This is a genomic window from Streptomyces sp. NBC_01233, assembly GCF_035989305.1.
In the GTDB taxonomy this organism is placed as follows: Bacteria; Actinomycetota; Actinomycetes; order Streptomycetales; family Streptomycetaceae; genus Streptomyces.
On sequence record NZ_CP108514.1, the window covers coordinates 8,396,111 to 8,420,680 of the forward strand.

The following is a 24,570-nucleotide window of genomic DNA, read 5'->3' on the forward strand; positions in this document are numbered from 1 at the left end:
GCCGATCCCCGGCGCGCCCGGTGACATCTGGAGCCCTGATGAGTGCTGCCCCCGCGGACCCCGCCGCCTTCGCCGCCCTGTTCACCCCCTACACCCTTCGCTCGGTCACGGTCCCGAACCGCGTGTGGATGGCGGCGATGTGCCAGTACAGCGCCGAGGCGTTCGGCCCGAACGCGGGCGTGGCGCACGACTGGCACTTCGCGCACTACGCCGCCCGCGCCGTCGGCGGCACCGGCCTGATCATCCAGGAGGCCACCGCCGTCTCCCCGGAAGGCCGGATCACCCCCTACGACCTCGGCATCTGGAACGACACCCAGGTCGAGGCGCTGCGCCGGATCACCTCCTTCCTCAAGGCCCAGGGGACCGTCCCCGGCATCCAGATCGCGCACGCCGGCCGCAAGGCCTCCACCGACCGCACCTGGAAGGGCGGCGGCGCGGTAGGCCCCGAGGCGCACGGCTGGCAGCCCGTCGCCCCCAGCGCCGTCCCCTTCGCCGAGGGCGGCCACGTGCCGCACGAGCTGACGGTCGACGAGATCGCCGAGATCACCGCCCGGTTCGCGGCCGCCGCCGAGCGCGCACTCGCGGCGGGCTACGAGGTCGTCGAGATCCACGGCGCACACGGCTACCTCATCGGGGAGTTCCTCTCCCCGCACAGCAACAAGCGCACCGACTCCTACGGCGGTTCCTTCGAGAACCGGACCCGCTTCGCCCTCGAAGTCGTGGACGCCGTACGGGCGGTGTGGCCCGAGGAGCTCCCGCTGCTCTTCCGGATCTCCGCCACCGACTGGCTGGAGGAGGACGGCTGGACCGCCGACGAGACGGTGCGACTGGCCCGGCTGCTCCAGGAGCACGGCGTGGACCTCCTCGACGTCTCCACCGGCGGCCTCGCCCCCGGGGTGTCGATCCCCGTCGGCCCGGGCTACCAGGTCCCCTTCGCCGCCCGCGTCAAGGAGGAGACCACCCTCCCCGTGGCCGCCGTCGGCCTGATCACCGAACCGGAGCAGGCCGAGAAGATCCTCGCCAACGGGGAGGCCGACGCGGTCCTGCTCGCCCGGGAGCTGCTGCGCGACCCGTACTGGGCCCGCCGCGCGGCCGCCGAGCTGGGCGCGGAGATCCGTACGCCCCAGCAGTACCACCGCTCCTGGTGACGGCGGTGCGGCTCCGGCGCCCCGGCCCGTGGCGGAGCCGCACCTCCCGGTTCCGCCGATCTCCGCGGGACCCCCGACTCCTTCGACGACTCTCGTACGATGGGGGCCCGCAGCAAACCGAGTGAGTGGAGCAGGGACATGACGGAACGGGACGCCGGCCGCACCCTCGCCCACCCCGAAACGGCCGAGATCCGACTGGAGGGCGTACTGCACGCGCTCTCCGACCCGGTCCGGCTGTCCATCGTCCTGGATCTGGCCGCCTCGGCCGCGGACCTGGCCTGCTCGTACTTCGACCTGCCGGTCACCAAGTCCACGACCACCCACCACTTCCGCGTCCTGCGGGAGAGCGGAGTCGTACGCCAGACCTACCGCGGCACCACCAAGCTGAACGCCCTGCGCCGCGACGACCTGGAGGCCCTCTTCCCCGGCCTCCTCGACAGCGTCCTCAGGGCGGCCGGGGCCGAGGCGGCGCGCCTCGCCTAGACCGCGGCGTCCCAGCGGTGGAGCAGCCGGCCGTCCGGACCGAAGACGTCCATGCGGTAGCCGTGGGGCAGCATGACGCCCTCGCTGAGCGTCAGGTACGCGGTGATGGACGCCGCCTGCTGCTTGAACCGGGCCTCGCCCGTGTCCGGGTCGTGGGTGCGCACGACGATCAGGGGTGACGCCCCGTCCGGCCCGGGCACCTGCTCGATGCCGTACACGTCGGCGTCCCCGCCCGCCTGCCGGTAGCGCTCGGCGAGGGCCGCCGCGTCCGGGGGAGCGACCGTACTCGTCACGGTGGGGCCCGGTGCGGGCGGGGCGGCCCGGTCGGCGCCCTCGTCCGTGCAACCCGACAGCGCGGCGCAGGCCGCCACGGTCACCGCAAGTACCAGAGTTCTTCCGCGCATCACCGCAGCACTCTAGTCCCGTACTTCGCGGGTCGTTGATTCGTATGGTGTGACCGGTCCGGGCGTGTCCCGGGCCGGTCGTATGGCGTTGGTCCGGGTGTGTCGATGACTTCCCGGTCTCCGCGGCCACGGTCCCAGCGTCAGCGCCTTGAAGTTGTGGTGACGTCCGTGGTGGAGAAGCGTCTGGGCGCTCTGCCCGTCGCTGCCGAGTTTCTGCGCCGGCTGGATGTGGCCGGGATCGTCGACGAGGTGTGTCCGGGCGGCGCGAGCTCCCATCTGACCCACGGGCAGGTCATCGAGGCGCTGGTGGCCAACCGGCTGACCTCGCCCGCACCACTGGTGCGGGTCGGGGACTGGGCCCGCACCTGGGCGGTGGAGGAGGTCTTCGGCATCACACCGGATCTGCTCAACGACGACCGTCTGGCCCGCGCGCTGGACGCGATCGCTCCGAAGCTGGAGGTCATCGCGGGCACCGTCGGGGCCCGGGCGATCAGTGAGTTCGGGATCGACGTCTCCCGGCTGCACTGGGACATGACCAGCATGTCCGTCCACGGCGCCTTCCCCGCCGAGGACCAGGACGAGCGGTATCCGCTCATCGCCTGCAACGGGCATCCCAAGGACCGGCGCCTGGATCTGAAACAGGTCCAGGCCGGGATCGCGGTGTCCGCCAACGGCGGTATCCCCGTGTACTCCCGGGTCTTCGACGGCGCCGCGGCCGAGGTCAGCCAGGTCGTCGGAGCGATGAAAGACCTGCGGGCGATGGCCGGCACCCACGAGTTCTTGATGGTCGCCGACTCCAAGCTGGTGTCCTACTCCAACATCACCGCCCTGCTTCAGGCCGGGGTGGAGTTCACCGCGCCCGTCCCGGCCGCACAGATCAAGGACGACGTCTACGCGGCCCTGGACCCTGAGCAGGCCGAGCCCGTCGACTGGGTGCCCGGGCGGGACGAGGGCAAACCGGAGGCGGAACGGGAGACCTACCGCGTCCTGGAGGACCTTCACACGCTGACCGGCCGCCGCAAGAGCGACCCGCTGCTCACCGTGCGCCGGATCCTGGTCCACTCCACCGCCGTCGCGGCCGGCCAGCAGGCGGCCCGGGCCAAACGACTGGCCAAAGCCACCGAAGACCTCGACAAGCTCACCGCCGCGGCGGGCGGACGGCACTACAAGACCCGGGAGAAGATCGTCGCCCGGATCGGCGTCGTCACGGCCAAACGCCGCGTCACCTCCTGCCTGCGCTGGCAGATCACCCAGGACGAGCACGGCACCCCCGGCCTCGCCCGGCACTTCGACCAGAACGTGCTCAAGGCCGAAGCAGCCGTCGACGGCTGGTACGCGCTCATCACCAGCGTCCCGGCCCAGAAGGCCGGCCCGGCCCAGGTACTGATCCATTACAAGGGCCAGGGTGCGGTCGAACGGCGTTACCACGACTTCAAGGGCCCCCTCGCGGTCGCACCGGTCTTCGTGCAGCACAACCGGCGCGTCGCCGCGCTGATCCAGGTCATCTGCCTGGCCCTGCTCGTCTTCTGCCTGATCGAACGGCAGGTCAGACGCGCGCTCGGCCCCGAGCAGACCACGGCCGGCCTCTACCCGGACAACCGTCGCGTCCGCCCCACCGGCCGGATGATCCTCGACCTCCTCGACACCGACATCACACAAACCCGCTGGCCACAGACCTGAAACGGTCACCCGCGAAGTACGGGTCCAGTGCGTGACATCCCCTACGCCAGCCCCGCGGCGCCCAACAGCCCGGGCCAGTCCGGGATCTTGACGGAGCGCCGGCCCAGCGAACGGCCCAGATCGGCCTCGGCCGTTTCGATGGCCTGCCAGCCCGGCCACTCCACCGGATGCAGGCCCGCCGCCCGCAGGGCGTCCAGCGGGTCCCCGGACAGCTCGCGCCGGGCCAGCACCGCCGCGTCCTGGAGCAGCGAGGACGCGGTCTCCTTGGCGCACGGCCGGTTCGTGCCGATCACCCCGGTCGGGCCGCGCTTGATCCAGCCCGCCACGTACTCGCCGACCGAGGCCCGGCCCGCGCGGATCACCCGGCCCGCCGCGTGCGGGACCGTCCCCCGCTCGGGATCGAAGGGCAGCCCGGCCAGTGGGACGCCCTTGTACCCCACCGAACGCAGCACCAACTGCGCCTCGATGTCCTCGTGGACGCCCGTCCCGGTGACGCCGCCGTGCCCGTCCGGGGCGGTCCGCTCGAAGCGCATACCGGTGACCCGCCCGTCGGGCCCGCCGAGGATCTCCACCGGACGCAGATAGAACCGCAGCGCGATGCGGCGCGGCTCCCCGCCCGGATCCGCCTCCGCCCAGCCGCGCAGCACTTCCAGGTTCCGCCGCGCCACCGCCGGCAGCCCGGCGGCCGCGGCCGGATCGGCGTACATGGGGTCGAGCGCCAGCTCGGCGCGGTCCGCCAGGGTGTCCACCCCCGGCAGGGTGCCCAGTTCGCGCAGTTCCTTGGTGGTGAACTTGCCCTGCGAGGGCCCGCGCCGGGCCACCATCGCCACCCTGCGCACCGCGCTGGCCGCGAGCGCGCCGAGGGCCGGCTGGGGCATGTCCGTCGGCGCCAGTTCCGCCGTGCCGCGGGCCAGGATCCGGGTCACGTCCACCGCGACGTTGCCCGCGCCGACCACCACCGCCGACTCCACCCCCGGCAGGTCGAAGACCTCGCCGAGGGCATCGGGGTGGCCGCTGTACCAGGACACGAAGGCCGTCGCGGAGTGCACCCCGGCGAGCTCCTCGCCGGGGATCCCCAGCAGCCGGTCCCGCGCCGCGCCCACGCAGTACACCACCGCGTGGTACAGCTCCAGGAGCCGCGCGGTGGACAGCCCCGGCCCGCCGACCTCGACGTTCCCGAGGAAGCGGATCCGCTCGTCCTCCAGGACGGTGCGCAGGCTGCCCTGCAGCGACTTGATCTTCTCGTGGTCCGGGGCGACCCCGTACCGTACGAGCCCGTACGGGGCGGGCAGCCGGTCCAGTACGTCGACCCGCACCCCGGGCACCTCGCGCTGCTGGACCAGCGTCTGGGCCGCGTAGACCCCGCTGGGGCCCGATCCGACGACGGCGACACGAAGCACGGCGGAGCTCCTCCCGCAGGTGGTCCCAGCATGACACCGGCCCCTTCCGCCGTCAGCCCATCGCGCGCATCCGGTGGATCTCGGCGCTCTGCGTGGCCACCACCTCGGTGGCCATCTCCTCGACCGCCACGTTGTTGCCCGCGGTCAGCGCCTCGCCGGCCATCTTCAGGGCGCCCTCGTGGTGGGCGGTCATCAGCTTCAGGAAGAGACGGTCGAAATCGGGGCCCCTGGCCCCGGTCAGCTCCTCGAGCTGCTGCTCCGTCGCCATGCCCGGCATGGCGATGGCGGCGTGGTCGTGGTCGTGCCCGCCGGAGCCGCCCGCCGGGGCCGGATGCAGGGTCAGCCACTTCTCCATCGCCCCGATCTCGGGCTGCTGGGCGGCCGAGATCCGATCCGCCAGCCGCTTGACCCCGTCCGCCGAGGCCCGCTCCGGGGCCAGCGCGCTCATCGTCAGTGCCTGCCGGTGATGTTCGATCATGCGCTGCACGTAGGCGTGGTCGGCGGCGTTCGGGCTGTCGTCGGGCTTCGCCTTCGCGGCCTGTTCGGGGGTGAGGGTGCGCGCCTTCTCGCCGGGCCGGCCCGGGGCGACGACCACGGGCTGCCCTTCTCCGGCCCCGTCCGCCCCCTTGTCCTCGCCCTGGCAGCCGGCGAGCGTCAGCAGGAGGCCGGCGGTGGCGATCGCCGCGGCGGTGCGGCGGAGCAGCGCTGTCGACGCTTCGCGGCCCCGGAGGGCTTCTGCCATGTCCATGGAAAGGAAGATACTGCCGGGGTCCTGGTTCCGTTCCCCAGCGGGCGGAACCGATCGGGCTCCCCCATCGGAGGGCACAGTGACCTCTCTACACACCAGGAGAGTGCGGAACAGGAGGGTGGGGGTGGCCGTCGCGGCGGCCGGGCTCCTCACCACGCTCCTGGCAGCCGGACCGGCGTCGGCCACCCCCGACCCGGGCGACTTGGCACCCGGCAGCGGCAGCGGCAACCAGCAGAGCGCGAGCTCCGTCGAGGGCAGGGAACTGGCTCCGGGCGACATCCCCGGCCAGGACGAGATCGTGCACAGCCGCAACATCAAGTTCCTGGCCAACATCCCCAGCACCGATCCCGCGAACATCAACTCCGACCTGGCCTTCCAGGGCAGGTACGCCTACGCGGGCAGCTACAGCGGCTTCACGATCTACGACATCGCCGATCCGAAGGCGCCGAAGACCGTCTCCCAGGTGCTCTGCCCCGGTGGCCAGAACGACGTCTCCGTCCACGGGGACCTGCTCTTCCTCTCCACCGACTCCTCGCGCAGCGACGACTCCTGCAACAGCGTCTCGCAGCCCGCGACGGAGAAGTCCTCGTGGGAGGGCATCAAGATCTTCGACATCAAGGACAAGAAGAACCCCAAGTACATCAAGTCCGTCGAGACCGCCTGCGGTTCCCACACCCACACCCTGGTGCCGGGCGACCGGGACATCTACCTCTACGTCGCCTCGTACTCCCCGAACGAGGCCTTCCCCGACTGCAAGCCGCCGCACGACGGCATCTCCGTGGTGAAGGTCCCGAAGAAGGCGCCGACGAAGGCCGCGGTCGTCGCCTTCCCGATCCTCTTCCCGGACGGCGGCAACCCGGGCCGGCCCACCAACCCGGGCGTCTCCAAGACCACCGGCTGCCACGACATCACCGTGCTGCCCTCGAAGAAGCTGGCCGCCGGTGCCTGTATGGGCGACGGCATCCTCTTCGACATCAGCAGTCCCGAGCAGCCGAAGGTCATCGACCGCGTGCAGGACAACGTGAACTTCGCGTTCTGGCACTCGGCCACCTTCAACGAGCGCGCGAACAAGGTGGTGTTCACCGACGAGCTCGGCGGCGGTTCCGGTGCCACCTGCAACGAGGCCACCGGCCCCGACCGGGGCGCCGACGGGGTCTACGACATCACCGGCCGCGGGGACCAGCGCAAGCTCGTCTTCCGCAGCTACTTCAAGATCCCGCGCCACCAGGCGGACACCGAGAACTGCGTGGCCCACAACGGCTCGCTGATCCCGGTCGGCGGCGGCCGCGACATCATGGTGCAGGCCTGGTACCAGGGTGGCGTGTCCGTATGGGAGTTCACCGACTCCGCCCGCCCCAAGGAGATCGCGTACTTCGAGCGCGGACCGCTGACGACGGACCGGCTCGGACTGGGCGGGTCCTGGTCGGCGTACTACTACAACGGGCACATCTACTCGAACGACATCGCCAAGGGCCTCGACGTGCTGCGGCTCGACGACTGGCGCACCGAGAGCGCCAAGTGGGTCTGGATGGAACGGCTCAACGTGCAGAGCCAGCCCGAGTACCACTGACGTCCACGACGCTAAGGGCGTGAGGGAGACGTTCCGCCGGGCGGCCCGCCGTCCGGCGGAACGCCGAGCTCCCAGTCCAGTCCGTAGCGCTGGAACAGCTCGGCCCGCAACCGGGCCTGCGGCATCGGCGCGCCCGGCAGCAGGATCGCCACGACCGCCCCCATCAGCAGCGCCCGCAGCAGCGGATAGTCCGCGTCCACGTCCGCCGAGCCGTACCGGGCGACGGTGTCCCGCAGCAGCTCCGCCAGCCGCTGCTGCTCCGGACACTGCACGAAGCCCTCGGCCGCGAGGATGCCCGCCATGTGGGTCCGCATCAGCAGCGGCTCGTCCCGGGCCAGCCCGAGGATCGCGTCGATGGCGCGCGCGAGCCGCTCGCGCCCGTCGTCGGTGCGGGGCTCCCGCTCCAGCGCGGCGTGCAGCGTGAGGTGCATCAGCCGGTGCACGGCCGACTGCAGCAACTGCCGTTTGCCCGGGAAGTAGTACGAGACCAGGCCGCGGGCGGCGCCCGCCCGGTCGGCGATGTCGCCGAGGGTCGTGGCCTCGTAGCCGCGCGCGGCGACGAGCTCCACCGTGGACTGGAGCAGCCGCTCCCGGGAACGTCTGCGCAATTCTTCATTGACCGATGCGCTGCGCGGGACCATGCTTACTCCTGCGTTGACTGGCTCAGAGCCAATATACTCAGCGCACGGGGTCGCCTGCTCTGGGTGAAACGGGGGATCGCCCAGAGCAGGCACCCCACACCCTTCACCGGTCCGCCGCGTCGGACCCGCGCCGACGGCCGGATCCGGACGTCGCGAGCGCCACCACGACCACGCCGAGCAGCCAGCCCGCCACCACGTCGGACAGCCAGTGGACCCCGAGGTAGACACGGGTGAAGCCGACCCCGAGCACCGAGACCGCGGCCACCGCCCAGGCGGCGGCCGGCGCCCACGCCGGGAGCGTACGGGGGAGGGGCCGCGCGAGGGGTGGGGAGACCGGCCGGGGGAGCAGCCACAGGAGCAGTCCGCACACCACCGCCGCCGTCATCGCGTGCCCGGACGGGTAGGCCGCGTACTGCGCCGAGTCCACCGGATCGGGCCACACCGGGCGCTCCCGACCCGCCAGTGCCTTCAGTCCCTGCTGCACCGCCGTGGCCAGCACGGTGGCCAGCGCCACCCGAAGCGCCCGCTCCCGGTCGCCGCGCCACCACAACAGGACGCACGCGACGGCGGCCAGCGTCCGCATGGTCCAGGGATCCCACACCCAGTCGGAGAACACCCGCATGACCTGCGTGACCCCGGGGTGGGCGACGGCGTGGGCGTGCAGGTCCCGGGCGACCCGGACGTCGCAGGAGAGGAGCGGCCGCCACCCCGCCACCACCAGCGCCGTCAGGACCGACACGAGCAGAGCGGCGAGGATGCCGGCCCACCGAAGGGGGTTGTTCCGCATGGGGCGATCCTCGCACCGGCGCGCCGGTCGCCGGGCCGCGGGCGCACCACGAGGGCGCACTACGCCAGCGCGCTCAGCCCCGGTACGAAAGCCACCAGCAGCGGTATCGCCGGGACCAGCGTGGCCAGCGCCGTCAGGCGCAGCCTGCGGCCCGGCGAGAGCCGGGGCGCGGCCGCGAGCAGCCTCCGCACCCGCTGCGGGACGTGCGCCTGCTGGGTGGAGGCCGCGAACACTCCCCGGTCCTCGTTGAGCCCGACCAGCGCCAGCGCGATCGTCAGCCGTCCGAACCGCCGCGAGGCCACGTCGTCGGCGGCCATCTCCACCAGTCGGTGCATCTCCGCCTCGAAGGCCGCGAAGACCGGCACCTGCGGGAATCCCCGGGCCAGTGCCCGCGAACAGTGCAGCAGCCAGTCGTGCCGGGCCGCCGCGTGCCCCTGCTCGTGCGCCAGTACGGCGTCCAGCTGGCTGCCCTTCAGCCGGCCCAGCGCCGCCGTGGTCACCACCAGCTGCGGGGCCGTCCCCGGCAGCCACCAGGCGTCCGGCCGCGGACCCTCCAGTACGACGAGCCGCGCGCCGGAGGGGTCCTCACCCGGAAGCAGCGGGGCCCGCACGAGCAGTTCGCTGCCCTGCGCGCGCCGCCGGGCCCGCGCCCGCAGCACCTCACCGGTCAGCATCGCCCCGGTCCACAGCGCACCGCCCGCCAGCGCCAGCGCGGTGGCCGCGGCCCAGGGACCGCCGGACGCGCCCAGGGCGTAGGCGTCGACCACCCCGTGCGGGGCGGCGGCGAAGAGCCGGCCCCGGACCGCCTGCCAGGCGGCCGCCGCACTCAGCAGCATCGACAGTCCGAAGCACAGGAGCACGGCACCGACCACGCACTGCCACGCCCACAGCGCCACGACCGGCTCGCGCTCAGGCCATCGGGCCCGGGCCAGCAGACGGGGGGCGAGCACCGCGGTCAGGGCGCCGAGCATCAGGAGAACGGCGGGGACCATCATGGTCGCCAGCCTATGAGCGCAGGACTACCTGCGGGTACGGCCTCGGGGCATTGGTGACGCAGGACACGTCCGCCGGCGCCGTCACATCGTGAGCAGCATCGCCAACATCCCCATTCCCATGGCCAGTCGGCAGGCGCGGATCAACTCGGCCGGTCCGCCCCGGCCCGCGGCCACCGGCTGCCCGGCCGGACCCCCCGAGGTGAGCAGCCGGGCGCCCCCGAGCACCACGTACCCGGCGTAGTAGAGGAGCAGCGCCCCGGTCAGCAGTGGCGGCCCGGCGCCCTGGCCGTGCCCGTGACCGTTCCCGGCGGCCGCCGCCAAGCTCATGTAGACCATCGTCAGGGAGCCCACCAGGTGGTGCGTGTGGTGCACCCCGCCCCGGAGCAGCCACAGCGCGTGCAGGGCCGCGCCGCAGAAGACCACCGCCAGCACGGGAGCCCGCCACCCGTCGGCGCGGGCCAGGGGCACGGCCATCAGCGCCATGCCGAACCCCATCACCGCCTCCGCGGCCGCCGCTGCGCCCGACGTGCGCACCCGCCGGAGGCAGTACCCACCGCTCACCGCGCACAGCAGCACCAGCAGCCAGGCGGACACGGAAACGGAGGAGGAAAGGGACGTGGCTGAACCGTGCACGGCGGAACCTCCCGGTTCGTCGGCGTCACGGGGAGAGATGCCCCTCTCACACGGCGCTCACGCGGGCCCGGGATACGCTCTCCCTGCCGCACCAGGCATGTCATATGCCACCGCACCGAACGGAGCGCCCGATGTCGACCGCCCAGTCAGCCGCCCTCAGTTTCCGCAGCGCCGTGGAGGCGGACATACCGGAATTGGTGGTGCTCGTCGAGTCCGCGTACCGCGGGGACGCCAGCCGGGCCGGCTGGACCACCGAGGCCGACTACCTGGACGGGCAGCGCACGGACCCGGACGGGGTCCGCGCCGTCATCGAGAGCTCTGACAGCGTCCTGCTCGTCGTCGAGCGCGCGGGTGAGACCGTCGCCTGCTGCCAGCTCGAACACCGAGGGGACCACGCCTACTTCGGCATGTTCGCCGTCCGCCCCGGACTCCAGGGCGCCGGCCTCGGCAAGGAGATCCTGGCCGAGGCCGAGCGCCGCGCCCGCGAGAGGTGGGGTGCGAAGGAGATGCGGATGACGGTGGTGAACGTGCGGGAGGAGCTCATCGCCTACTACGTGCGCCGCGGCTACCTGCGCACCGGCGAGTTGAGCCCCTTCCCCGACGGCGACGAGCGCTTCGGCGTCCCGCTCCGCGACGATCTCGCCTTCGAGCTGCTCGTCAAGGCGCTCTGACTCGTCGTCAGGACCGTGAGGGCCCGCAGGCTGTCAGGCGGTGAACCGGCCCGTGCTGCGGATCTCCGGGAGGTCCGTGGCCGCGCCGTTCAGCCCGAGTGCCCGCGCCAGCCTCAGCTGGTCCAGGGTGTTGACCGCCAGCGCGGTCACCCGCAGCCCGGCCGCGTGCGCCGACTCCACCGTCTCCAGGGAGAGCAGGTGGATGTCCACGGCGATGGTCGCGGCGCCCGCGGCCAGCGCCCGGTCCACGATGCCCCCGGCGGCGCCACCCGGGGCCGCGTACAGAGTGCTCCGCACGCCGGGCACCAGCCGGGCCACCTCGGCGAGCAACGCCCCGTCGGCGGAGGCCACCTCCACCCGGGCGGTCAGGTCGCGGCGCAGGATCAGCTCCGCCAGCACGCCGGCCGCGGCCCGGTCGCGTACGGACGCCTGGAGCGGCACCCGGACCGCCTCCAGGACCTCCTCGAGGACCGGCACCCGCTCTCCCTGACCGGCGTCCAGCTCGCGCAGCTCGGCCAGGGTCAGATCGGCGACGGCCCCCGAGCCGTCGGTGGTCCGGTCCACCTCGGGGTCGTGCAGGGCGACGAGGGCGCCGTCCTTGCTCAGTCGGAGATCCAGGGCGATGACGTCCATGCCGGAACGTTCCGCTCGAACGAACGACCGCAGGGTGTTCTCCGGTTCGACACCCATGACCCCGCGGTGACCGATGGTGAGGAAAGTCAAGGTTCTCTCGCTTCCGTCGACGGCGGCTCCCCGCGCGGTCGCGGTGTCCCGACCGGCCGCGCGCGATGAGGACGCATGCTAGTGCGCCGAAGGTGCGAAGGGACCGTCCGTGCACCGCCCCGAAAGGGCACTCGGGCCGCTTCCCGCCAGGGTTGTGCGCCCCGCGGCGGCCGGCGCCGGGCCCGCCGCGTCACCCGGGCGTGGGCGCGTCCCCGTCGGCTTGACGGCCCCCGGCGTTGACCTCTGAGCCGGGCTCGGAGCCGACCTCTGAGCCGACCTCTGAGCCGGGCTCGGAGCCGGTCCGCGCGCTGCCTGCGGCTTCGGCCTCCGGGAGCGTCGCCAGGTCGGTGAGCAGGGCTTCGGCCAGCTCCAGCTCGGCCAGGTGCTGGCGTTCGCTCCAGCGCAGGGCGAGGGTGGGGAAGGCCCATTCCGGTACGCCGCCCGCCTGCTCCATGGCCTCCCGTACGGCGGCCAGTTCGCCCCGCGTGCGCTCCATGTGCTCGTCGACCATCGCGCGCAGCCGCTCCGGCTCGGCCAGGTGGCCGAGCCAGATCCGCAGCAGCAGACCGTGCTTGAGCACCGGTGGTCCCGCCTCGGAGGTGTCGGCCGCCCAGCCGGTCAGGGCCGCGCGGCCCGCGTCGGTGATGGCGTACCGCCGTTTGGCCCGAGCCTCCTCGGGTCCCGAGCGCACGGAGGCGGCGTAACCGAGTTCCTCCAAACGGCGCAGCTCCGCGTAGATCTGGCTGATGGCCGGTGACCAGTAGAAGAAGCGGAGCGAGGAGTCCGCCCACTTCTTGAGCTCGTAGCCGGTCCGCTCGCCGGGGAAGGAGAGCAGGCCGAGCACGGCCCACGCGGTCGGCGGAAGCTCCTGCTTCTTCGCTTCCTGACTACTAGTCATGTTACTAATTGAAGTGAGACCGGGCACGCGACGCAACCCTGGGGGCACCGTGGAATTCTCCGTGATCTTCGAGGCTCAGCTGGCCGATCCGACCGTCGAGCGGGAGCACCAGGTCATCCGCGACTGCGTCGAGCAGGCCGTGCTGGCCGAACGCATGGGATTCGACCGGATCTGGGCGGTCGAGCACCACTCGCTGAAGTGGTACGCGCACATGTCCGCCCCAGAGATCTTCCTCAGCTGGGTCGCCGCCAAGACCAGCACCATACGCATCGGCCACGGCGTCGTGTGCATGCCCTTCAACTTCAACCACCCGGTCCGGGTCGCCGAGCGGGCCGCGATGCTCGACCTGCTGTCGGGAGGCCGGCTCGACCTCGGAGCCGGGCGCGGCGGCACCGAGCAGGAGACCTCGCTGTGCGGGGTGGACCGGGAGCGCACCGCGGCGGAGGTGGAGGAGGCCCTGCGGATCATCGGCAGTGCCTGGCGGGAGGAGGAGCTGGAGTACCACGGCGAGCTGATCGACATAGACCCGCATCCGATCCTGCCGCGGCCGCGGCAGACCCCGCATCCGCCGCTGTTCCTGGCGTGCAGCCGTGGCGAGACGCTCGTTCGGGCGGCCGAGCTGGGGATCGGGGCGCTGGTGATGGGCTTCGCCGGACCCGGGTCGATCGCGCAGATGCGCTCCGTCTACGACGCCGCGATCGCCGGGCGGGACGGCAGCCGGTTCGTGTCCACCGTGGTCAACGACCACTTCTCCGTGCTGTGCCCGACCATCGTGCTCGACGACCGGGAGGAGGCGCGCCGGATCGGCGTCCGCGGCCAGCGGTTCTTCGCCCAGTCGATCGGCCACTGGTACGGCGGCGCGGGGGTCCCGGACGAGGCCGTCGTCGCCGGCGCCGACGAGGCCGCGGAGATGCGCAGGGCCGCCGAGCAGGTGGTGGCCCGGCTGCACGAGCTGCACATCCCGGTCCGGCCGGCCTCGACGGCCACCTTCAACGCCGACCACGCCTACGGGAGCGCCGACGACGCCATCGCGTACGCGGAACGGCTCAGGGAGGCGGGTGCCGACGAGATCATGTGCCTGATCCAGATGGGCACGGTGGAGCAGGAGGCCTGCCTGGAGACCCTGAGGCAGTGGGGGGAGAAGGTCATCCCGCACTTCCGCGGCATGTGATGTCCGACTCCGCCGCGCGCCCCGGCCCCGCCCGGCCCTGTCCGGCCAGAACCGGCCACGGGCCGGGAGAAGCCTTGGCGCAACTGGGCGGAGTGGTCGATTCCGCGCTGGCGAACGGGAAGACTTCCGGTGAAGCGGGGGGTGTCACAGGATAATTTCCCGAGCCACCTCTTGAACGGAAGAGCCTCACGCGCATACGCTGCCTTGACGTGAGGTTCTCCTGTGGAGGAAGTGACATGACGGAAACTCTTGTGCCGGGTACCGGCGGCGCCGTGATAACCGCCGAGGCGCGGGTGGTCGACCACCCGGCGTGGCCCGAGCTCAAGGCCGCCGTGGAGGAGATCCGCCCCTGGCAGGCCAAGGACGGCTCCATCGACTTCGAGGCCGAGGGCGCCCCCGCCCGACACACCGCCGAGGCCGCGGTCGGTCGCGTGATCCGCGCCGTCGAGACGCTCTCCCCGCTGCTCCCGCACGCCACCGCGTACCACGAGGCGCTCGTCGCCGACCTGCGCAAGTGGGTTGCGGGCGACTTCCAGGTGCCGGACTTCCTCGACTCGCTGCTGGCCTTCCACCCGGCCGCCGAGCGCGCGGACGGGCTCCAGCACCTCGTCGTCTTCCCGATGTACACGCAGAACGGCAACCCGGACCGCAACCTGGAGGCCGTCGTCCTCAAGATGGTGTGGCCCGAGTGGCTCGCCGAGCTGGAGCGCACCCGGTACGACAACCCGCTCTTCCTCGGCATCACCTTCGAGGACTTCACCGCGGGCTACGACACCCACTCCGCCGTGCTCTTCCCGGAGACCATCGCCGTGCGCGAGGCCCCCGAGCGCTTCACCTGGGGCGGCATCTTCTGTGACCGCGAGGCCGCGCGCTTCCGCAAGGTCACCTCGGCCGCCGTCGACATCCTCGGCGTCGAGCTGCCCGCCGACATCGCCGCCATGGTCACTGACCAGGAGCGCTGCGAGAAGGCCTTCGTCCTGTGGGACATGGTCCACGACCGCACCCACAGCCACGGCGACCTGCCGTTCGACCCCTTCATGATCAAGCAGCGCCAGCCGTTCTGGATGTACGGCCTGGAGGAGCTGCGCTGCGACCTCACCGCCTTCAAGGAGGCCGTGAAGCTGGAGTCCGAGGGCAACGAGCACGGCCGTGACGTGCAGTACGCCGTCCTCTTCGACCGGATGTTCCGCTTCCCGGTCTCCGGCGACCGCAACCGCAACTACGACGGCCTCGGCGGCCAGCTGCTCTTCGCGTACCTTCACAAGCACGACGTCGTGCGCTGGACGGACAACAAGCTGAAGATCGACTGGATGCGCGCCCCGCAGGTCACCAACCAGCTGTGCGCCGAGATCGAGGACCTCTACCGGGCCGGCATCGACCGCCCGAAGCTGGTGCACTGGTTCAAGGCCTACGAGCTGGTCTCGACGTACCTCGCCCCGCACCCGGGTTCCAAGTGGGCCAAGGGTCCCGACGCCCTCGACATGACGCAGCCGCCGCGCAAGCTCGTGGACGACGTGCTTCCGGACGAGTTTCCGCTCAGCATGTTCTTTGAGGCGCTCGCCAAGAAGCTCAAGGGAGTGATCGCCTCCACGGAGGGCATCACCGCCCTGAATGCAGAGCAGGCCGAGCGAGTCGCCGCGTGAGCGCTCGCCCACAGGAGGCTGGACAGATGAACGGCTCCGGGAACGGCAACGGAAAGCTGCACGGAGCGGTGGTGGCGGTGGCCGGGGCCGGTGGCCCCGCCGGCCGTGCCACCCTGCTCCGCCTCGCCGAGGCGGGTGCCGTGGTCGTCGCGTCCGACGCCAATGCGGCGCGGCTCGCGGAGGCCGTGGACGCGGCACGCTACGCCCACGGCGGCGCCACCATCACCGGTGACACCGTGGACCTGCTCGACCTGGCCGCCACCCAGGCCTGGGCCGAGCAGACCGAGAAGGAGTTCGGCCGGATCGACGGGCTGGTCCACCTCGTGGGCGGTTGGCGCGGCAGCAAGACCTTCACCGACGTCGACCTCGCGGACTGGGACTTCCTGGAGAAGCTCCTCATCCGCACGGTCCAGCACACCTCGCTGGCCTTCCACGACGGACTGCTGCGCAGCGACCGCGGCCGCTACGTCCTGGTCAGCCAGTCCGGCGCGCACAAGCCGGTCGCCAACAACGCCGCGTACAACGCGGGCAAGGCGGCGGCCGAGGCCTGGACCCTGGCGATGGCGGACTCCTTCCGCAAGATGGGGGGTGACGAGGGCCCGGGTGCGGCAGCTGCGATCCTGGTCATCAAGGCACTGGTGCACGACGCGATGCGCGCCGAGCGTCCCAATGCGAAGTTCGCGGGCTTCACCGACGTGACGGAGCTGGCCGAGGCCATCGCCGGCGTCTGGGAGCGGCCCGCCACCGATGTGAACGGACAGCGTCTGTGGCTCACTCCGCAACCGTGAGAACCGATGCCGGGAAGACCGACGCCCGGCGCCACCACGATCCGGCGGTGCGCGGTTTCGCGAGCGACAACTACGCGGGGGTGCACCCCGAGGTGCTCGCCGCCGTCGCCCTGGCGAACGGCGGCCACCAGGTCTCGTACGGCGAGGACGAGTACACCGAACACCTGCAGAAGATCTTCCGCAGCCACTTCGGTCCGTACGCGGAGGCCTTCCCGGTCTTCAACGGCACGGGCGCCAACGTCGTCGCCCTGCAGGCCATGACGGACCGGTGGGGCGCCGTGATCTGCGCCAAGACCGCCCACATCAACGTGGACGAGGGCGGCGCGCCGGAGCGGATGGCCGGCATCAAGCTGCTCGCCGTCCCCACCCCGGACGGCAAGCTCACCCCCGAGCTGATCGACCAGGAGGCCTGGGGCTTCGAGGACGAGCACCGGGCGATGCCGCAGGTCGTCTCCATCACGCAGAACACCGAACTCGGCACGGTCTACACGCCGGACGAGATCCGTGCCATCTGCGAGCACGCGCACGGCCTGGGCATGAAGGTGCACCTCGACGGTGCCCGGATAGCCAACGCCGCGGCCTCGCTCGACGTGCCGATGCGCACGTTCACGAACACCGTCGGCGTGGACGTGCTGTCGTACGGCGGCACCAAGAACGGCATGATGTTCGGCGAAGCCGTGGTGGTGCTCAACCCGGACGCGGTCCGGCAGATGAAGCACATCCGCAAGATGTCGATGCAGCTCGCGTCCAAGATGCGGTTCGTGTCGGTGCAGCTGGAGGCGCTGCTCGCCAAGGACCTGTGGCTGCGCAACGCCCGGCACGCCAACGCGATGGCGCAGCGGCTGGCCGCCGGCGTGCGCGAGACGGACGGGGTGGAGATCCTCTACCCGGTGCAGGCGAACGCGGTGTTCGCGCGGCTGCCGCACGAGGTCTCGCGGCGACTGCAGAAGCGTTACCGCTTCTACTTCTGGGACGAGGCCGCGGGCGACGTCCGCTGGATGTGCGGTTTCGACACCCGGGAAGAGGACGTGGACGGCTTCCTGCAGGCCCTGAAGGAAGAGATGGCGCGCTAGCGCCGGTGTATGCATAGATATGCCCTCGACTGTAGATCTATTGATCAGCGGTCGGGGGCATATCTATGCTCCGGGGCATGCAGTTGATCCAGGAGAACCCTGATATTCATGCCTATCTGGCGTCGGACGACGCCATCGACCATGGGCACCCACTCGTTCAGGAAACCGCCGACGCCCTCTGGTCTGGCATCGGCGACGCATATTCATACGCCAAGGCGACCTTCGAGTTCGTCCGCGACACGATCCCGCACTCGGCTGATTCCGGGGACCTGCGGGTCTCCTGGCGCGCCTCCGACGTCCTCGCCACGCGCAACGGCATCTGCTACCCCAAGGCCCACGCCCTCGCGGCCCTGCTGCGCGCCCAGGGCATCCCGGCGGCCCTCTGCTACCAGCGGCTGACCGGCGACGACGGATCGAACCCGGTCGTCCACGGCCTGGTGGCCGTCCGGTTGCCGGGCAGTGCCCGCTGGTCCCGCCTGGACCCCCGCGGCAACAGGCCGGGGGTGGACGCGCAGTTCAGCCTCGACCGCGAGCAACTGGCCTTCCCTGTGCGGCCGGAGCTCGGTGAGATCGACTATCCCGAGCTGTACGCCGCCCCGCATCCGGCCGCGCTGAGCGCCCTCCGGGGGGCCGTCGGCCGGCCGGAGTTGTAGACGAAGCTGCCGACGGCTCTTTGACGTTTGGTTAATAGGAAGGTTTCCTGTCTGACATCGTTGTCGGATTGGCATGGGTATGAGTAGATTCGGTTGCGGAATCCCCCCACGGAGACCCCGGAATCCCGGAATCCCCCACCTCCGACCGGAAGGCGCTTCATGCGTTACGGAATTCCCGCCGGGCTGGCCGCCCTGGCCCTCGGCCTGGCCGCAACCCTCGCCCCCCTCCACGCCGCAGTCGCCGAAACACCCCGAACCGCGGCCGCACCCGCGCAGTTCGCCCACCCCGGAGTCCTCAACAGCCGCGCGCAACTGGACTTCGTACGCACGCAGGTGCAGGCCGGCCGGCAGCCGTGGAAGGCCGCCTACGACCAGATGCTGGCCAGCAAGTACGGCTCGCTGTCGCGCACGCCCAAGCCGCGCGAGGTCGTCGAGTGCGGCTCGTACTCGAACCCGAACATCGGCTGCACCGACGAGCGCGAGGACGCCATCGCCGCGTACAGCCACGCCCTCGCCTGGTACGTGACCCGGGACGCCAGATACGCCCGCAAGTCCATCGAGTTGATGGACGCGTGGTCCGCGAAGATCAAGGACCACACCAACAGCAACGCACCGCTGCAGAGCGGCTGGGCGGGCTCCACCTGGCCGCGCGCCGCCGAGATCATCAAGCACACGTACACGGGCGGCTGGCCGAACCAGGGGCGCTTCGCGACGATGCTGCGGGACGTCTACCTGCCCGAGGTGATCAACGGGCGGCCGAACAGCAACGGCAACTGGGAACTGATCATGATGGACGCGGCCGCCGGAATCGCCGTGCACCTCGACGACCGCGCGAGCTACGACAAGGCGATGGGCATCTACCTCGGCCGCGTCCCCGCCTACTTCTACCTGGCGTCCGACGGCGCGCAGCCCGCGTACCCGCCGCGCTCGTCCATCGACACCCGCGGCGAGCTGATCGACTACTGGCACGGCCAGAGCACCTTCGTGGACGGCCTCGCGCAGGAGACCTGCCGGGACTTCGGCCACACCGGCATGGGGATCGCCGCGGCCATGCACGTCGCCGAGACCTCACGCATCCAGGGCCGCGACCTCTACCCGCAGTTCAAGGACCGGTTCCGGCACGCGCTGGGCTTCCACGCCACGTACGAGCTCGGCGCGGCGGTCCCCTCCTGGCTCTGCGGCGGCAGCCTGACCAAGGGCATCGGTCCGGCGACCGAGGTCGGCTACAACGCCCTGCACACCCGGCTCGGCGTCACGATGGAGAACACCCGCAGGCTCACCGAGGGGCGTCGCCCGGCGGGCACCGAGAACCACTTCGAGGCCTGGGAGACCCTCACCCACGCCGACAACCCCAACTGAACGGGTTTCACCGCCGGGCGGTGACGGCCATGCTGACCGTATGACTTGGCAGAGAACGGCTTGGATCTGCGGTGTGGTCTGGGTGCTCACCGCTGCGGGCCTCATCGCGTACTTCGTCACGGTCGGGCTCGACCAGGCGGACAAACTGGCGAGCAGCATCGGCCTGCCGGTCACCCTGCTCGGACTGGCGGGCCAGGTGTTCTCCCTGATCATGGCACACCGCACCACGGCGCCGCCCGCGCCCGGTTCCGAGTACGTCGGCGGGTCGCAGGTCTCGGTCCGCCGGGTACGGGGCCGCTCGCGGGTGACGCTGAGGCGACTCGGCCGGAACCGGCGGACCGTCCCGGCCCCGCCGACGCCCGGTTCCCGCATCGAGGGGAACCACGTCCAGATCGACGGTGCGGGCGAGTCAGTGGTCGAGGAGCGGTGACCCCTCGGCGCGGCTGGCTCGCCCGGCCGGGGCAGCAGGTCACGGTGCACGGCAACATGACGGTCGTCGAGCGGGTCGGCAGCTCCGTCGTGCAGAACTTCGATCAGCCGCCCCTCTACCACCTGGGGCCCGCCACCCGTGCCCCCCTCGACATCGACCGGGAGAAGGTGCGCGAGCACCCGAGTCAGCTGCTCAACCCCCGGTACCCGCAACCGGAGTTCGTGGGTCGGGCCGCGCTGCTCGGGGACCTGCGGGAGTGGCGCGGCGCCAAGGCCGCCTCCTCGGCGCTGCTGCTCCACGGGCCGGGCGGTCAGGGAAAGTCGCGCGTGGCCGAGGAGTTGGCGCGGGAGTCCCGGGAGGCGGGCTGGACCGTGTTCCAGGTGCGGCACGGGAGCGACCGCATGACCCGCCCGCACACCCGGTCCGCCCCACCGGAGGCGGACGGCGATTCCGAAGGGCTCCTGCTGATCGTCGACTACGCCGATCGCTGGCCCGGCCGGGACCTGACGGACTTCATGACCGACTGCACGGGGCAGGGCGACCCCGCGCTGCGGATGCTGTTCATCGCCCGCGCGGCCACCGGCTGGTGGAGCACGCCGTCCAAGCACCTGTGGGATCTCGGCGCGCAGGTCGAGGAACGCGAACTGCCCGCCCTGACCGAGGAGATCGACCGCGCCACCCTGTTCGCGGCGGCCCGCGGCCACTTCGGCGCGGCCCTGGGCGTCACGGCCCCGCCCCGCACACCGCCCGAGCTGAGCGGCGACGGGTTCGCCACCGTACTGGCGGTGCACATGGCGGCGCTGGCCGAGGTGGACTCCCTGCGCCGGGGCCAGGATCCACCGCGCAGCCCGGCCGAGATCTCCACGTACCTGCTCCTGCGCGAGCAGACGTACTGGGAGCAGCTGCGGGCCGCCGGGCAGGCGTCCATCCCGCCCGCCACGTTCGCCCGGACCGTGTACGCCGCCACGCTCACCGGCGCCCTGCCGTGGCCGCAGGCGCACGAGGTGCTCACGCGCCTCGACGTCAACCCCGGCGATCCGGGCCTGGCCCTCGACGACCACGGCGTCGCCTACCCGGCACGCGAGCAGGACACCGTACTGGAACCGCTGTACCCGGACCGGCTCGGCGAGGACTTCATCGCCCTGATGCTGCCGAACGGCCCGATGCGCTCCGTGCTGAGCACGGCATGGACCACGCAGGCTCCTCAGCGGCTGTTCGCCCTCTCCGACGAGCCGGCCGAGGGCCTGTCCTGGCCCAGGCGCGCGCTGATCACCTTGATCGAGACGGCCCAGCGCTGGGACCACGTCGCCGAACGGCAGCTCGTACCGCTGCTCACCGCTCAGCCCACGCTGGTGCACCGGGCCGGGTCCGCCGCGCTCTCCGCGCTCGTACGGATCCGGTCCCTGCCGCCGGAGCTGCTGGACGCCATCGAGTCGGGCCTGCCGTTCCGGAACCCGGAACTCGACGCCGGCGCCGCAGAGATCGCCCGGCACGTCACCCCGTTCCGATTACGGCGTGCGGGCGGGGACGCGGCAGCGCTGGCGAACATCCACAGCGACCTCGCCCACCGCCTCTACACGATCGGTGCGTACGCGGCCGCCGTCACCCGGATCGAGGAGTCCATCAGGCTCCACGAGGAACTGGCCGGGCAGGGTGACCCCTACGTGGAGCGGCTGGCGGCTTGTCTGGACTGGGCCGGGATCATGTACGAGTTCAAGGGCGACCACGTGCGGGCCCTGGAGTGCACCAGGACGTGCGCCGGCCTCTTCCAGGAGCTGGCAGCACGCCACAGGGGCGAGCCTGAGGTGTACGGCAGGCTCCAGCGGCGGCTGACCTACGCCCTGGCCAATCTCGCGGGCCGGGAGCTCCTCGGTCCCGCGGAGCGCCTCACCGTGGCTCAGGAGGCGGTGGAAGCCTGCCGCGGCCTCGTCCACGGCGACTCGGTCCCGGACGACGTCGAGCTGGCCGGGGCCCTGCAGAACCTCGGCGTGGCGCTCCATGAGCTGGGGCGCCACGAGGAGTCGCTGGCACCGCTGCGGGAGGCCACCGACATCCGCCGGACGCAGGCGGCCGGGGACTTCGCCTTCTACGCCCAGCACTTGGAACAGCTGCTCGGTGTGCTCACCCACCAGCTCGCCCTGCTGGGCCGACGGCGGGAGGCCCACAGCACCACGCGGGAACGCGTCGGCGTCCTGCGCCGACTGGCCGACGCCGATCCCGGGCGCTTCGCCGGGGCCCTGGCGAGGGCGGAGCGGCAGCTCGAGGACCTGCGCTGACCGCATGCCGACACGGCCTCCGGAACCTGTCAGTGGTCCTGGAGGCCGTCGCCGTACGCGGAGTGCGCCCGGGCCTCAGCCCGCTTCGCGGACCTGGGCCGGGGTCGGCGCGGTGCCGCCCAGGTGGGCCGGCAGCCACCAGGAGTCCTCGGGGCCGCTGGGCTTGGCCGGGTAGGCGCGCTGGGCGGCGTCCAGGAGCTCCTGCACGCGCTCGCGCAGCCGACGCGTGATGGCGCCGGCGTACTGGTCGGCGGGGGCCTCGATCGGCTCGCCCACGCGCATCGTCACCGGGATGTGGCTGCGCTTGAGGTTCTTCGGGCGGCCCTTGGTCCACAGCCGCTGGGTGCCCCAGAGCGCCACCGGGATCAGCGGGACCCCGGCCTCCTGCGCCATCCGGGCCGCACCCGACTTGAAGCTCTTGAGGGTGAACGACTGGGAGATCGTGGCCTCCGGGAAGACACCGATGATCTCGCCCGACCGCAGCGAGTCCAGGGCGTGCTGGTACGCGGCCTCACCCTGCGTGCGGTCGACGGGGATGTGCTTCATCGCGCGCATCAGCGGACCGGACATCTTGTGCCGGAACACCGACTCCTTCGCCATGAAGCGCACCAGGCGCTTCTGCGGCCGCGCAGTCAGGCCGGCGAAGATGAAGTCGAGGTATCCGATGTGGTTCGACACCAGGACCGCACCGCCCTTGCGGGGGATGTTCTCGGTGCCCTTCATGTCGATTCGGATGTCGAGCGCACGGAAGAGTCCGTGCGCGGCGCCGATCACCGGAGGGTAGACGAGCTCAGCCATGGTGGGGAGACCCCGCTTTCTGCCTGGGGAGGTGCTCCCGGCCGGAAGTTACGGAAGCGTAGGTACGCGACCATGGGGATGGTGCCCCATACGAGGGCTGCTGGCCAGCCCAGAGGCCCGTGCCCGGGGAGATTCTCGTCACGCCGGGAATGTCGTACGTCTCCAGGATGCTCCGATCCACGTACGAGCGTACGAGCATGACGTACGCGGACGAAGGCGGCGAGGGGAGCGCGGGTGCTCGGGCAGGACGGGCGGGAAGGGCCGGAAGGCGGCCGGGACGGCCGGCCGGCCGGCGTACGGGCCGGCGGACCGGAGCACGGACCGGAGCACGGACCGCAGCACGGACCGCAGCACGGACCGCAGCACGGACCGCAGCACGGGCCGGAGCTCGGACCGGACGGCGGTCCGGCTCGGCTGGGCGCCGCGGAACTGGGCGCGGAGCCGGGGGAGCGGGCCAGCCTGGTGCAGTTCTCCAGCGCCTTCTGCCAGCCCTGCCGGGCCACGCGGCGGATCCTCGCCGAGGTCGCGGCGATGGTCGAGGGGGTCGCGCACATCGAGATCGACGCCGAGGAACGGCTCGGGCTGGTGCGCGCCCTCGGGATCGAGAAGACCCCGACCGTGCTCGTCCTGGACTCGGCGGGCCGGATCGTCCGGCGGGCGGCCGGAATGCCGCGCAAGGTGGACGTGATCGCCGCGCTGGGGGCCGCCGTATGACGGGCGGTTCCCGACGGGGCCCGGCGGCCGGGCCCGGGTCTGACTCGGGGCCCGGGGCACCGGGCGCGCCGGTGCGCGCGCCCGCACGCAGCGTGACGCGCCTGACATCTGCCCGTTCCCGCTTGACTGCGTCCACGGGAGATCGCCAGGCTGGCGGCATGCGGTATGAACTCCTGCTCTACGGACGGGTCCACGTTGACCTCGTCCGATACGCGAGCGCGCGCTGTCGGAATCGCTGAACGCCCCCGGCCCCCGATCTCCGACAGCGCCCGCGTGTCCCGCGGCAGAAGGCAGAACCCTGATGACTGCTCCGACGGTCCCGACGGTCCACACCGCTCCGTCCCCCCGTAGCCCCCGTCCTCCCCGTTCCGGCGACGGCCGTCCCGGCTCGCCCGACCTCCTGCGTTCGGTCTTCCGGCAGCACGCCGCCGGAGTCGCCGTGATCACCGCTAAGGACGGCGCGCGGCCGGTGGGCTTCACCGCGACCTCCCTCAACTCGGTCTCCGCCGACCCGCCGCTGCTGTCCTTCACGATCGGCACGGGGGCCTCCACCTGGCCGGGGGTGCGCGACAGCGAGTACCTCGGCGTCCACATACTCGGCGAGCACCAACGGGAGCTGGCCGGGCTGTTCGCCCGCAGCGGAGCCGACCGCTTCGGCCCGGCCACCGGCTGGAACCCGGGGCCGCACGGGGTCCCGCTGCTCGACGGCGTACTGGCCTGGCTGGTCTGCCGGGTGGTGGCACGGGTGCCCGCCGGGGAGCATCGTGTGATCATCGCCGCGGCGGTCGCCGGGGATCCGGCCGGCGAAGGCCGCCCGCTGCTGTACCACCAGGGACGCTTCAACGCGCTGCGCGACTGAATCGTCCCTGCTTGGGAGGGTCGGG

At 71.9% G+C, this 24,570-nt stretch carries 25 protein-coding genes; 15 read left to right on the forward strand and 10 right to left on the reverse strand.

Annotated features, from left to right (window positions below):
• Positions 1–38: 38 nt before the first annotated feature.
• Entirely contained in the window at positions 39–1,148 is a 1,110-nt protein-coding gene (locus OG332_RS39155; protein ID WP_327417893.1) for an NADH:flavin oxidoreductase/NADH oxidase, read from the forward strand.
• 138 nt (positions 1,149–1,286) lie between these two features.
• Positions 1,287–1,631: an ArsR/SmtB family transcription factor gene (locus OG332_RS39160; RefSeq protein WP_327417894.1), complete on the forward strand. Its 345-nt coding sequence runs from the start codon at positions 1,287–1,289 to the stop codon at positions 1,629–1,631.
• On the opposite strand, the gene OG332_RS39165 is transcribed toward OG332_RS39160, so the two are convergent.
• Positions 1,628–2,035: a hypothetical protein gene (locus OG332_RS39165; RefSeq protein ID WP_327417895.1), complete on the reverse strand. Its 408-nt coding sequence runs from the start codon at positions 2,033–2,035 to the stop codon at positions 1,628–1,630. The two genes, OG332_RS39160 and OG332_RS39165, sit on opposite strands and share 4 nt — an antisense overlap.
• A 168-nt stretch (positions 2,036–2,203) precedes the next feature.
• Between OG332_RS39165 and OG332_RS39170 the strand changes: the two genes are divergently transcribed.
• Entirely contained in the window at positions 2,204–3,715 is a 1,512-nt protein-coding gene (locus OG332_RS39170; protein WP_327417896.1) for an IS1634 family transposase, read from the forward strand.
• A gap of 41 nt (positions 3,716–3,756) precedes the next feature.
• Here the strand turns inward: OG332_RS39170 and OG332_RS39175 are convergent, their stop codons facing one another.
• Entirely contained in the window at positions 3,757–5,115 is a 1,359-nt protein-coding gene (locus OG332_RS39175; protein WP_327417898.1) for an FAD-dependent oxidoreductase, read from the reverse strand.
• Positions 5,116–5,167: 52 nt separating this feature from the next.
• Positions 5,168–5,863 (reverse strand): DUF305 domain-containing protein, encoded by a 696-nt coding sequence (locus OG332_RS39180; protein ID WP_327417899.1) that lies wholly within the window; start codon positions 5,861–5,863, stop codon positions 5,168–5,170.
• Between the two features lie 79 nt (positions 5,864–5,942).
• Here OG332_RS39180 and OG332_RS39185 point away from each other — a divergent pair, with 79 nt between their 5' ends.
• Positions 5,943–7,433 carry an LVIVD repeat-containing protein gene (locus tag OG332_RS39185; protein ID WP_327417900.1) on the forward strand — a complete coding sequence of 497 codons (1,491 nt, stop codon included), beginning with the start codon at positions 5,943–5,945 and terminating at the stop codon, positions 7,431–7,433.
• Between the two features lie 11 nt (positions 7,434–7,444).
• On the opposite strand, the gene OG332_RS39190 is transcribed toward OG332_RS39185, so the two are convergent.
• The 4 genes from OG332_RS39190 to OG332_RS39205 all read right to left on the reverse strand — a co-directional run bounded on the left by OG332_RS39190 (position 7,445) and on the right by OG332_RS39205 (position 10,489).
• A complete protein-coding gene (locus OG332_RS39190; protein WP_327417901.1) occupies positions 7,445–8,074 on the reverse strand; it encodes a TetR/AcrR family transcriptional regulator in 630 nt (209 codons plus the stop codon).
• A 103-nt stretch (positions 8,075–8,177) separates the two neighbouring features.
• Positions 8,178–8,861 carry a phosphatase PAP2 family protein gene (locus OG332_RS39195; RefSeq protein ID WP_327417902.1) on the reverse strand — a complete coding sequence of 228 codons (684 nt, stop codon included), beginning with the start codon at positions 8,859–8,861 and terminating at the stop codon, positions 8,178–8,180.
• 59 nt (positions 8,862–8,920) lie between these two features.
• Complete coding sequence (locus tag OG332_RS39200; protein ID WP_327417903.1) at positions 8,921–9,856, reverse strand: M56 family metallopeptidase; 936 nt, start codon at positions 9,854–9,856, stop codon at positions 8,921–8,923.
• 81 nt (positions 9,857–9,937) lie between these two features.
• On the reverse strand, positions 9,938–10,489 hold the full coding sequence (locus tag OG332_RS39205) for a DUF5134 domain-containing protein (RefSeq protein WP_327417904.1): 552 nt from the start codon (positions 10,487–10,489) through the stop codon (positions 9,938–9,940).
• A 131-nt stretch (positions 10,490–10,620) separates the two neighbouring features.
• Here OG332_RS39205 and OG332_RS39210 point away from each other — a divergent pair, with 131 nt between their 5' ends.
• Positions 10,621–11,160 (forward strand): GNAT family N-acetyltransferase, encoded by a 540-nt coding sequence (locus tag OG332_RS39210; protein WP_327417905.1) that lies wholly within the window; start codon positions 10,621–10,623, stop codon positions 11,158–11,160.
• A gap of 33 nt (positions 11,161–11,193) precedes the next feature.
• Here OG332_RS39210 and OG332_RS39215 read toward each other — a convergent pair whose 3' ends face one another.
• Together OG332_RS39215 and OG332_RS39220 are read right to left on the reverse strand one after the other, a co-directional pair.
• Entirely contained in the window at positions 11,194–11,883 is a 690-nt protein-coding gene (locus OG332_RS39215; protein WP_327417906.1) for a glycerophosphodiester phosphodiesterase, read from the reverse strand.
• Between the two features lie 190 nt (positions 11,884–12,073).
• Positions 12,074–12,781, reverse strand: a complete 708-nt coding sequence (locus OG332_RS39220) for a PadR family transcriptional regulator (protein ID WP_327417907.1) — start codon at positions 12,779–12,781, stop codon at positions 12,074–12,076.
• 49 nt (positions 12,782–12,830) lie between these two features.
• Between OG332_RS39220 and OG332_RS39225 the strand changes: the two genes are divergently transcribed.
• The 8 genes from OG332_RS39225 to OG332_RS39260 all read left to right on the forward strand — a co-directional run bounded on the left by OG332_RS39225 (position 12,831) and on the right by OG332_RS39260 (position 22,174).
• Positions 12,831–13,952 carry an LLM class flavin-dependent oxidoreductase gene (locus OG332_RS39225; RefSeq protein ID WP_327417908.1) on the forward strand — a complete coding sequence of 374 codons (1,122 nt, stop codon included), beginning with the start codon at positions 12,831–12,833 and terminating at the stop codon, positions 13,950–13,952.
• Positions 13,953–14,188: 236 nt separating this feature from the next.
• Positions 14,189–15,595 carry a DUF6421 family protein gene (locus OG332_RS39230; RefSeq protein ID WP_327417909.1) on the forward strand — a complete coding sequence of 469 codons (1,407 nt, stop codon included), beginning with the start codon at positions 14,189–14,191 and terminating at the stop codon, positions 15,593–15,595.
• 26 nt (positions 15,596–15,621) lie between these two features.
• Positions 15,622–16,383, forward strand: a complete 762-nt coding sequence (locus tag OG332_RS39235) for an SDR family oxidoreductase (RefSeq protein WP_327417910.1) — start codon at positions 15,622–15,624, stop codon at positions 16,381–16,383.
• On the forward strand, positions 16,362–17,456 hold the full coding sequence (locus OG332_RS39240; protein ID WP_442816279.1) for a threonine aldolase family protein: 1,095 nt from the start codon (positions 16,362–16,364) through the stop codon (positions 17,454–17,456). Before OG332_RS39235 ends, OG332_RS39240 begins: the two co-directional genes overlap by 22 nt.
• Positions 17,457–17,533: 77 nt before the next feature.
• Positions 17,534–18,109 carry a transglutaminase family protein gene (locus OG332_RS39245; protein WP_327417912.1) on the forward strand — a complete coding sequence of 192 codons (576 nt, stop codon included), beginning with the start codon at positions 17,534–17,536 and terminating at the stop codon, positions 18,107–18,109.
• Positions 18,110–18,268: 159 nt separating this feature from the next.
• Positions 18,269–19,468, forward strand: coding sequence for an alginate lyase family protein (locus tag OG332_RS39250; protein WP_327417913.1), 1,200 nt, complete (start codon positions 18,269–18,271; stop codon positions 19,466–19,468).
• A 40-nt stretch (positions 19,469–19,508) separates the two neighbouring features.
• Positions 19,509–19,898 (forward strand): hypothetical protein, encoded by a 390-nt coding sequence (locus tag OG332_RS39255; protein ID WP_327417914.1) that lies wholly within the window; start codon positions 19,509–19,511, stop codon positions 19,896–19,898.
• Entirely contained in the window at positions 19,895–22,174 is a 2,280-nt protein-coding gene (locus OG332_RS39260; RefSeq protein WP_327417915.1) for a tetratricopeptide repeat protein, read from the forward strand. The genes OG332_RS39255 and OG332_RS39260 overlap by 4 nt, the downstream gene beginning before the upstream one ends.
• Before the next feature lie 75 nt (positions 22,175–22,249).
• Here the strand turns inward: OG332_RS39260 and OG332_RS39265 are convergent, their stop codons facing one another.
• The gene (locus OG332_RS39265) at positions 22,250–22,972 is read right to left on the reverse strand and encodes a lysophospholipid acyltransferase family protein (RefSeq protein ID WP_327417916.1); all 723 of its coding nucleotides are present in this window, start codon (positions 22,970–22,972) and stop codon (positions 22,250–22,252) included.
• Positions 22,973–23,386: 414 nt separating this feature from the next.
• On the opposite strand from OG332_RS39265, the gene OG332_RS39270 reads away from it, so the two are divergent.
• Together OG332_RS39270 and OG332_RS39275 are read left to right on the forward strand one after the other, a co-directional pair.
• Entirely contained in the window at positions 23,387–23,686 is a 300-nt protein-coding gene (locus OG332_RS39270) for a TlpA family protein disulfide reductase (protein WP_327419510.1), read from the forward strand.
• A 301-nt stretch (positions 23,687–23,987) separates the two neighbouring features.
• The gene (locus tag OG332_RS39275; protein ID WP_327417917.1) at positions 23,988–24,545 is read left to right on the forward strand and encodes a flavin reductase family protein; all 558 of its coding nucleotides are present in this window, start codon (positions 23,988–23,990) and stop codon (positions 24,543–24,545) included.
• Positions 24,546–24,570 lie beyond the last annotated feature (25 nt).